The 8,299-nt window shown below is 62.0% G+C and carries 11 protein-coding genes and 1 tRNA gene; 9 read left to right on the top strand and 3 right to left on the bottom strand.

From position 1 onward, the window contains the following. Positions 1-2 precede the first annotated feature (2 nt). Together EN994_RS09285 and EN994_RS09280 are read left to right on the top strand one after the other, a co-directional pair. The gene (locus tag EN994_RS09285; protein WP_164745847.1) at positions 3-650 is read left to right on the top strand and encodes a peroxiredoxin; all 648 of its coding nucleotides are present in this window, start codon (positions 3-5) and stop codon (positions 648-650) included. A 143-nt stretch (positions 651-793) separates the two neighbouring features. Continuing rightward, complete coding sequence (locus EN994_RS09280; protein WP_063169154.1) at positions 794-1,666, top strand: MBL fold metallo-hydrolase; 873 nt, start codon at positions 794-796, stop codon at positions 1,664-1,666. Between the two features lie 138 nt (positions 1,667-1,804). On the opposite strand, the gene rpoH is transcribed toward EN994_RS09280, so the two are convergent. Both rpoH and EN994_RS09270 read right to left on the bottom strand, forming a co-directional pair. Then, positions 1,805-2,716 carry an RNA polymerase sigma factor RpoH gene (gene rpoH / locus EN994_RS09275; RefSeq protein ID WP_013529255.1) on the bottom strand — a complete coding sequence of 304 codons (912 nt, stop codon included), beginning with the start codon at positions 2,714-2,716 and terminating at the stop codon, positions 1,805-1,807. Positions 2,717-2,917: 201 nt separating this feature from the next. Next, on the bottom strand, positions 2,918-3,958 hold the full coding sequence (locus tag EN994_RS09270) for an RluA family pseudouridine synthase (protein WP_013529256.1): 1,041 nt from the start codon (positions 3,956-3,958) through the stop codon (positions 2,918-2,920). 27 nt (positions 3,959-3,985) lie between these two features. Between EN994_RS09270 and EN994_RS09265 the strand changes: the two genes are divergently transcribed. The 7 genes from EN994_RS09265 (at position 3,986) to EN994_RS09235 (ending at position 7,894) form a co-directional block, all read left to right on the top strand. Further along, positions 3,986-4,369, top strand: coding sequence for a fimbrial protein (locus EN994_RS09265; protein ID WP_013529257.1), 384 nt, complete (start codon positions 3,986-3,988; stop codon positions 4,367-4,369). A gap of 48 nt (positions 4,370-4,417) precedes the next feature. Beyond that, positions 4,418-4,825: a VOC family protein gene (locus tag EN994_RS09260; RefSeq protein WP_063169153.1), complete on the top strand. Its 408-nt coding sequence runs from the start codon at positions 4,418-4,420 to the stop codon at positions 4,823-4,825. Positions 4,826-4,915: 90 nt separating this feature from the next. Beyond that, positions 4,916-4,990, top strand: a tRNA-Glu gene (locus tag EN994_RS09255). A 248-nt stretch (positions 4,991-5,238) separates the two neighbouring features. Beyond that, entirely contained in the window at positions 5,239-5,415 is a 177-nt protein-coding gene (locus EN994_RS09250) for a Flp family type IVb pilin (protein ID WP_063169152.1), read from the top strand. Between the two features lie 274 nt (positions 5,416-5,689). Then, positions 5,690-6,271 (top strand): VOC family protein, encoded by a 582-nt coding sequence (locus EN994_RS09245; protein WP_013529260.1) that lies wholly within the window; start codon positions 5,690-5,692, stop codon positions 6,269-6,271. Positions 6,272-6,293: 22 nt separating this feature from the next. Beyond that, a complete protein-coding gene (locus tag EN994_RS09240; RefSeq protein ID WP_013529261.1) occupies positions 6,294-7,151 on the top strand; it encodes a glutathione S-transferase family protein in 858 nt (285 codons plus the stop codon). Between the two features lie 374 nt (positions 7,152-7,525). Beyond that, on the top strand, positions 7,526-7,894 hold the full coding sequence (locus tag EN994_RS09235) for a hypothetical protein (protein ID WP_063169151.1): 369 nt from the start codon (positions 7,526-7,528) through the stop codon (positions 7,892-7,894). Between the two features lie 15 nt (positions 7,895-7,909). On the opposite strand, the gene EN994_RS09230 is transcribed toward EN994_RS09235, so the two are convergent. Beyond that, positions 7,910-8,122 carry a hypothetical protein gene (locus tag EN994_RS09230; RefSeq protein WP_013529263.1) on the bottom strand — a complete coding sequence of 71 codons (213 nt, stop codon included), beginning with the start codon at positions 8,120-8,122 and terminating at the stop codon, positions 7,910-7,912. Positions 8,123-8,299: the final 177 nt, after the last annotated feature.

The raw sequence follows: 8,299 nt of genomic DNA, 5'->3' as shown, positions 1-8,299 counted from the left end.
GTATCAACGACATTGCGCCGGATTTTACCGCCGAGACCACGCAAGGGACGATCAAATTCCACGACTGGATCGGGGACGGATGGGCGATCCTGTTCAGTCATCCCAAGAATTTCACGCCGGTCTGCACGACCGAGCTTGGCACGATGGCGGGGCTCGAAGGCGAATTCAAGAAGCGCAACGTCAAGATCATCGGCATTTCGGTCGATCCGGTCGAAAGCCACGGCAAGTGGCAGGACGACATCAAGACGGCGACCGGCCATTCGGTGAACTACCCGCTGATCGGCGACAAGGACCTCAAGGTCGCCAAGCTCTACGACATGCTGCCGGGCGGTGCCGGCGAGACGTCGGAAGGCCGCACACCGGCCGACAATGCCACGGTGCGCTCGGTCTATGTCATCGGACCGGACAAGAAGATCAAGCTGGTGCTGACCTACCCGATGACCACGGGCCGCAACTTCGATGAGATCCTGCGTGCGGTCGATTCCATGCAGCTGACCGCCAAGCATCAGGTGGCGACGCCGGCAAACTGGAAGCAGGGCGAGGACGTCATCATCACCGCTGCCGTCTCCAACGAGGACGCGATCAGGCGCTTCGGCGCTTATGAGACCATCCTGCCGTATCTGCGGAAGACCAAGCAGCCCTCTGCCTGACCGCTCCTCGGAACAGTTTTTGGCTTTCCTGTCGCCGCGAGCGAAATGATACTTGACTGGCTCACCCGAGCGGACAACCATGCTCCTCTCGGGTGTCGTCAGAGAAAATCATTCCTGACGACCGAGAGTTGGGGAAGCCAGAATTGGACGTAGCTTTGGCCAGGCCGCAGGTCAGCGGCTTCTACGACAAGCCGACCGGGGCCATCCAGTATGTCGTCGCCGACCAGGCGACGAAACGCTGCGCCATCATCGATCCGATCCTCGATTTCGACGAGAAATCCGGTGCTACGGCAACGACGAATGCCGATATCCTGCTCGACTTCGTCAGCGAGCAGGGGCTGAGCGTCGAATGGATCCTCGACACCCATCCGCACGCCGATCATTTCTCGGCGGCGCACTATCTGAGGGAGAAGACCGGAGCGCCGACAGCGATCGGCGACAGGGTCGTCGACGTCCAGAATTTGTGGAAGGCGATCTACAACTGGCCGGATTTTCCCGCCGACGGTTCGCAGTGGGACAGGCTGTTTGGTGAAGGCGAAACCTTCACGGTCGGCACGCTTCCGGCCAAGGTGCTGTTCTCGCCCGGCCATACGCTGGCGTCGATCACCTATGTGATCGGCGATGCCGCCTTCGTCCACGACACGCTGTTCATGCCCGACAGCGGCACAGCGAGGACGGACTTTCCCGGCGGCAGTGCCGCGCGGCTCTGGCGCTCGATCCAGGACATACTGGCGTTGCCGGACGAGACGCGGGTGTTCGTCGGTCATGACTATCAGGCCGGCGGCCGCGAACCCTTGTGGGAAAGCACGGTCGCCATACAGAAGGCGACCAACACCCATCTTGCCGCCGTCCGCAGCGAGGCCGAGTTCGTCGCCCTGCGCGAAGCGCGCGACAGGACGCTGCCGATGCCGCGGCTGATCCTGCATGCGCTGCAGGTCAACATGAATGGCGGGAGGCTGCCCGAACCCGAAGCGAATGGCCGGCGGTATCTAAAGTTTCCGCTGGATGGGCTTTGAGAGATCGCTGCCGGCGAAGCTGCAATCTCCCCCTTGCAGGGGAGATCGGATGTCGCCTCCGCTTTCGCCAACCACACAAGAAAAAAGCGGCGCCAGTTTCCTGGCGCCGCCTTTAGATCTTGTTGCCTTTAGCCGGCTTTAGGCTGCGGGCTGCGCCTCAATGGTGCGCAGCGCCTGGGTCTGGCGCTTGGCGGCGGCCTTGACCGCATCCTGCACCTTCTCGAAGGCGCGCACCTCGATCTGGCGCACGCGCTCGCGGCTGATGTCGAATTCGGACGAAAGCTCTTCCAGCGTCAGCGGCTCCTCGGCGAGGCGACGGGCCTCGAAGATGCGCCGCTCGCGCTCGTTGAGCACGGCAAGAGCGCCCGACAGCATGCCGCGCCGGTTTTCCAGCTCGTCCTGCTCGATCAGCATCTCTTCCTGGCTTTCGTGGTCGTCGACCAGCCAGTCCTGCCACTCGCCGGACTCACCTTCGCTCGCCCGGATCGGGGCATTGAGCGAGGCATCGCCCGACAGGCGGCGGTTCATCGACACCACTTCGGCTTCGGAAACGTTCAGCCTGGTGGCGATCTCGGCGATCTGATCGGGCTTCAAGTCGCCGTCGTCGAGCGCCTGGATCTTGCCCTTCACCTTGCGCAGGTTGAAGAACAGGCGCTTCTGGTTGGCGGTCGTGCCCATCTTGACCAGGCTCCACGAGCGCAGGATGTACTCCTGGATCGAGGCCTTGATCCACCACATGGCATAGGTCGCGAGGCGGAAGCCGCGCTCGGGTTCGAATTTCTTGACGGCCTGCATCAGGCCGACATTGCCTTCCGAGATCACTTCGCCGATCGGCAGGCCATAGCCGCGATAGCCCATGGCGATCTTGGCGACGAGCCTGAGGTGGCTGGTGACGAGCTTGTGCGCAGCGGAGGTGTCTTCATGCTCGGCATAACGCTTGGCGAGCATGTACTCTTCCTGCGGCTGCAGCATGGGAAAGCGGCGGATTTCTTCCAGGTAGCGGCTGAGGCCGCCTTCGCCGGAAACGATACTGGGTAATGACTGGGCCATGATAGCGCCCCCTCTCTATTGGAGTGATGCCCCCGAAACGCGGCGGGCATGTGACGCGAGCACCAAAAGGCTCGCCCGCGACATCGGATCTTATACAGGAACAAAACCAGAAAAGACAGGCATTTGTTCAACACGAAACAGTGTGTCACGGTGAAGTGAACAATGTCAGTCAGGTTTTTTGATGGCTTGTCGGTGACGGGTTCAGAGTTTGCGGAAGCCGCCGACGAGTTCCTCCATGTCCCTCGGTAACGGCGCCTCGAACCTCATCGTTAGATGGGTAGTGGGGTGGCGAAATGCAAGGAGCCAGGCATGCAAAGCTTGCCGGGGAAATGCCTTGACCTGGCTTTTCAGCGGTTCCGGCAGCCGGTTGGCCTTGGTGCGGAAGGCCTGGCCATAATCGGGGTCGCCGATCACCGGATGACCGATATGCGCCATGTGGACACGGATCTGGTGGGTGCGGCCGGTCTCCAGCCGGCATTCGACCATGCTGGCGGTGGCGAACTCCTGTTGGCTCTCGCCGAAGCGCTCCTGCACGGCAAAGTGGGTGACCGCATGGCGGGCGTCGTCGCGTCCTTCCGGCACCACGGCACGGCGCACGCGGTCGGCGGCGCGGCCGAGAGGCGCGTCGACCCTTCCGGTCGGCCTCTGCGGTATGCCCCAGACCAGCGCCAGATAGGCACGTTCGAGATCGCCGGTGAGGCCGTGATCGGCGAAAGCCTCGGAGAGTGACTTGTGGGCGCGGTCAGTCTTGGCGACCACCATGACGCCGCTGGTCTCCTTGTCGAGGCGGTGAACGATGCCTGGCCGCCGCACGCCGCCAATTCCGGAAAGGCTGTCGCCGCAATGATGGATCAGCGCGTTGACCAGCGTACCGGTCCAGTTGCCCGCTCCGGGGTGCACGACAAGCCCGGCCGGCTTGTTGATGACAATCAGCTCGTCGTCCTCATAAAGCACATCGAGTGCGATGTTCTCGCCCTGCGGCTCCGCCGGCTCCGGCTCCGGCATGGTAACCGACACGCTTTCGCCCGGCGCCATCTTGCGCTTGGTCTCATCGATCAGCTTGCCGTCGACCGAGACCGCGCCCTGCCTGATCAGCATCTGCACGCGGCTGCGTGACATGTCCGGACCAAGCCTTGCCGCCAGCCACTGGTCGAGGCGCTGACCGGCCGCGTCCGCATCCGCCACCAGCACGGTCGGTACCGCCTCTATCAATTCAGGGGCCTCTTCGTTATGAGCGCTCATTGAAAAACCGTTCCGGAACTGTTTGCCATGGCCAGCCCGATCGCCGAAGAAGACCAGGATAAGCCGCTCGACCCCGAGGTCGAAAAGGTGCGCAGGAAACTCGTCCGCTTCGTCGGGATCAATCTCGGCCTGCTGTTCCTCGCCCTTATGGTGGTGATCGGCGCCCTTGTCTACAAAGCGCGCAATGCACCGCCGGCGAACCCGCCGCTGGCCGGGGATATCCAGACACCCGCCGGCGAACCGGTCAGCGGCGACATCGTGCTGCCGGTCGGGGCCAAGGTGGTCAGCCAGTCGCTGTCCGGCAACCGTGTCTCGATCGACGCCGAGCTTGCCGACGGCAGCCGCACGATCTTCGTCTACGACATCACTGAGCGACGCCTGATCGGCCGCTTTGCGATCCGCAACAAGTGACCGAGCCGCAACGATGAACGGCAGCAGGCCCATGAGCAAGCCTCGGGGATGAGCGGGTTCGCCGAACATCGTCGCGTCGCCACGGTCGCCCTGGTCGTCGCCAATTATGACGAGGCGATTGCCTGGTATGTCGAGAGGCTGGGTTTCCTGCTCGTCGAAAATGTCGATCTCGGCGGCGGCAAGCGCTGGGTCACAGTGGCGCCGGCCAACGGGCAGGGCGCCAGGCTGCTGCTGGCCGAGGCTTCCGACGAGGCGCAAAGCAAAAGTATCGGCGATCAGACCGGCGGGCGTGTCTTCCTGTTCCTGGAAACCGACGACTTTGCCCGCGACCACGCGGCGATGCTGGAGAAGGGCGTCGAATTCCGCGAAGCACCGCGCTTCGAGCCCTACGGCACGGTGGCGGTTTTCGCCGATCTGCATGGCAATCTCTGGGATCTGATCGAACCGAAACGATAGGCTGACGGCCGGCTTTTCCTCGACCGGGGAAAGCGGCCTAACCCCAGTTGCTTTTTCCCAGCGCTCAGCCTATATCGCCGGTTCTTGAACGCGCCCATCGTCTAGCGGTCAGGACACCGCCCTCTCACGGCGGGAACAGGGGTTCGATTCCCCTTGGGCGTACCAAGTTTTTCGACAAATTTGCAGGATGCCGTCGATTTCGTTTCTGAAGTCGCGGAGCCTCGATACTGTGGCGTCCGGGAAACCCGCTCTGCACAGGTAGCCGCAGCCTTAAAAACTCCCAGTGGCACCAACCAACCCGGCCTTTATTTCATTCGTCTGGCAAATGTTAACGGACGCGAAACCGGAACCTTAACGTCCCCGCAACTCACGGCGAATATTAGTTTTCGCTTTAGTAGCTGTAGGAGGTTGAAATGCAGAAAATAGCTTATCGTTTCGCTTGGGACGAGTCTGGCGCGACCGCGATCGAGTATGGCTTGATCGCAGCTCTCATCGCGCTCGCGATCATCACCGGCGCCGGGGCGGTTGGCAATTCGCTCAACGGGATCTTCACGACCGTCGGCACTACGGTCAACAGCAGCGGCTCGTAAGTCGGTACATCAATTCGGTCGGCTATCGGCCGGATTCGCCGATCTCAGCCTCCAAAGCGCAGCGCGTACGTGCTTCCGATGCCGGGCATCGGAAGTGCGGACGGCGCACTTTCCATCGGTCGGCTTTATCCGTTGCGTCACCGCGTTCGTCGCTTCTGGCGCCGCGGAGCTGTTTGCATTAGCATCACGTCATGGATCCTGGGGTACGGCTCCAGCGGCGCGCAGAACGCCGCGCTGTCCTTAGGGCCAGTTGATCCATGGGGGAGGAAGGCCAATGCAGAAGCTGCAATCGCAGGGCGTCCATCACATCACGCTGGTCGGCGCCGGGCGCCAGACCTCTATCGATTTCTGGGAAGGCGTGCTCGGCATGCCGTTCATCTTCGAACAGCCCAATCTCGACAAGCCGAGGGAAAGCCACCTCTATTTCGATCCCGGCGACGGCCGGCTGATCACTATCTTCACCGACGAGAGCCGGACGCCGGAGAAGCGGCGCACGCCTACCGATCCGGGCTGTGTTCACCACATCGCCTTTTCGGTGTCGCGCGTCACCTTTCTGCAGGCGGTCTCCCGGCTTGACGAGCGCGGCATCAAGCACAGCGGCGTCAAGGATCGCGGTTTCATGGATTCGATCTATTTCGAGGATCCGCTCGGCCTGCTGATCGAGTTGGCGTCCTACCGCTTCGAACCGCCGGCGGGCTTCACCCATGCGGATGTGCTGATGGAAGCGCACAGGCTGCGGGTCGGGCGCGGCGACTACAACATCGCCGAAGTGCATCTCGCCGATGCGATCCAGACGCTCGTAGAGCGTTCCCGTGCCACTCTGTCGGACGATCGGGCGCCGAAGAACCCATACTGAACAGACCAGAGGGAGGAACAAGATGGCCAAGACAGCGACGAAGACTGCCGGGAAATCCGCGGCCAAAGCTGCCGCCAAGCCGGCGGCGAAAGCTGCGGCAACGCCAAAAGCCAAGGCGGCCGCCAAGCCTGCGGTGAAGGCGACGGCAAAAGCCGCGCCCAGGGCCAAGGCCAAGCCGGCCAAGAAGCCGGCGCTGAAGCTCAGCATGCTGAAGCCCAGCGTCAACAACATGACCGTGCGGGTGTTTGCGCGCGCGGCGGGTTTCGACCACGCCGAGACCGATGCCTGGGGCCACACCCGTTCGCCGGAGTTCATGGCGCGAAATCCCGCCCATTTGACACCGATGATCGAGGACAAGGGCCTGCCCAGAGGCGTGCTGTGGGAAAGCTGCGCTATCATGCAGTATCTCGCCAACAAGCACGGGTTGGAGAAATTCTATCCGAAGGCGCCGGCCAAGCGGGCGATGGTCGACAGTGCGATGTTCTACCTGATCGGCACGCTCTACCCCTATGTGGCGCGCGCCACCTATCCGGCGCTCGGCTTCCCGCACTATGCCGGCGAGGTCGGCCACAGCGACGCCCATCCCGACAAGAAGTCCGAAGCCCAGAAGGCGGCGATGGCGGCGATTGCCGAGCCGCTGGAGGTCTTCCACTCGTTCTTCAGGGACGGCAAGCCGTTCATCGGCGGCAAGCATCCGTCGATCGCCGATATCCGGCTGGCGGCGACGCTCGAATTTCTGGCCGTCATCGACTATGCCTTGCCCAAATGGGCGAAGGACTATGTGGCGGCGATTGAGAAGAAGCTCGGCAAGGCCTATAGCGAGCCGGCCGGCGACGTGCGCGGTTATATCGCCCATGTGAAGTCCCAGGCCAAGGCCTGAGCTTAAGGGTTCGTTAACCAAAGCCCTGTCTACTGCAGGCAATTCGCTTTCGGCCCGCGACCACGGATGTACTGGCGCAGAACGTCGCAGCGATAGGAAAGGTCGGCGCAATGCCGGCCTTTTGCTTTTCGCACGCTTTGTTCGACGCAATTCCCAAGGGAAAAGCGTTATGCGCTTTTCCGGGAAAACCGTTTCACACTTAACCGGCATTGCTTTATCGCCAGGCGCGATCGAGCAGCGATCAGACCGCGCAAGCCCAGTCAGGTGTCGCTTTTTCGGCGTCAAGTTTGCCGAGAGATATTGCCATTGCCGACGTTGGCCCTACCATCCATTGAGCGTCCCAGATGGACCGTGGTCAGGCGTGAGGGCTGGCGATGAAAAGCGTTGCGAGACGGATTGCGGTTGCGGGCGTGGTGCTGGCGGGCGCTGTTCATGCGTCAAGTGCAGCTGAACTCAACACGATGGACGATGTCGGGGCCGCGATCCAGGCTTGCTGGACACCGCCGGCGGGAGCGGGAACCGCCAGCGTCACCTTGAGCTTCAGCTTCAAGCGGGACGGCACGCTGATCGGCCCACCGAGGCCGACAGCCATCAAGGTGGAAGGCGATGCCAAGGCGAAGAAGTCCTTTGTCGACGCCGCAACGACCGCCTTGCAGAATTGTCTGCCCCTGACCTTCTCAGCGAAACTGGCGCAAGGCATCGCCGGCAACGTGTTCACGTTGCAATTCGCCTCTCCCAAGTAGGCACCCGCCGCCGGCTCAATGGTGACTGCGCCGTGCCGCGGCATGCCGGGCAAGATCGGGCGTTTCGAAGACGTAGTCGTTCCAGGCCGATTCCGGAACCTGACCGGCCAGATAGCATTCCAGCAACAGGCTTTGTTCGGGATTGAGAGGCCTTGGCGCGCGCTGATCCAGCCCCAGCGAGTGAAACAGGTTTCTTGTCAGGTCCGAGACGGTGAAGTGGATCGACATCTGCGTTCTCCCTTTGGTCCTTCAACGCGGAAGACCGGGCAAAGGTTTCGAACGCCTGGCGATAATGGCGGTCCGTTTCGTTGCAGGTCCGCGGCGAGGGTCGGGCTTGCGCTTTCCTTTGAGGTTCGTCTCAATCTTGAAATAAAAATGTAATATCGAATTTACACGAGATGACAT

Source organism: Mesorhizobium sp. M7A.F.Ca.CA.002.09.1.1 (assembly GCF_003998555.1).
Lineage (GTDB): Bacteria > Pseudomonadota > Alphaproteobacteria > Rhizobiales > Rhizobiaceae > Mesorhizobium > Mesorhizobium ciceri.
The sequence above is the reverse complement of the archived record's forward strand: the minus strand, read 5'-3'. Positions and strand labels throughout refer to the sequence as shown.

Excerpts from the sequence above, each read along its gene's own strand:
- rpoH (WP_013529255.1), bottom strand. The coding sequence starts at position 2,716 with ATGGCCCAGTCATTACCCAGTATCGTTTCCGGCGAAGGCGGCCTCAGC.
- EN994_RS09250 (WP_063169152.1), top strand. The coding sequence starts at position 5,239 with ATGCAGAAAATAGCTTATCGTTTCGCTTGGGACGAGTCTGGCGCGACC.
- EN994_RS09230 (WP_013529263.1), bottom strand. The coding sequence starts at position 8,122 with ATGTCGATCCACTTCACCGTCTCGGACCTGACAAGAAACCTGTTTCAC.
- EN994_RS09260 (WP_063169153.1), top strand. The coding sequence starts at position 4,418 with ATGAGCGGGTTCGCCGAACATCGTCGCGTCGCCACGGTCGCCCTGGTC.
- EN994_RS09240 (WP_013529261.1), top strand. The coding sequence starts at position 6,294 with ATGGCCAAGACAGCGACGAAGACTGCCGGGAAATCCGCGGCCAAAGCT.
- EN994_RS09245 (WP_013529260.1), top strand. The coding sequence starts at position 5,690 with ATGCAGAAGCTGCAATCGCAGGGCGTCCATCACATCACGCTGGTCGGC.
- EN994_RS09270 (WP_013529256.1), bottom strand. The coding sequence starts at position 3,958 with ATGAGCGCTCATAACGAAGAGGCCCCTGAATTGATAGAGGCGGTACCG.
- EN994_RS09265 (WP_013529257.1), top strand. The coding sequence starts at position 3,986 with ATGGCCAGCCCGATCGCCGAAGAAGACCAGGATAAGCCGCTCGACCCC.
- EN994_RS09235 (WP_063169151.1), top strand. The coding sequence starts at position 7,526 with ATGAAAAGCGTTGCGAGACGGATTGCGGTTGCGGGCGTGGTGCTGGCG.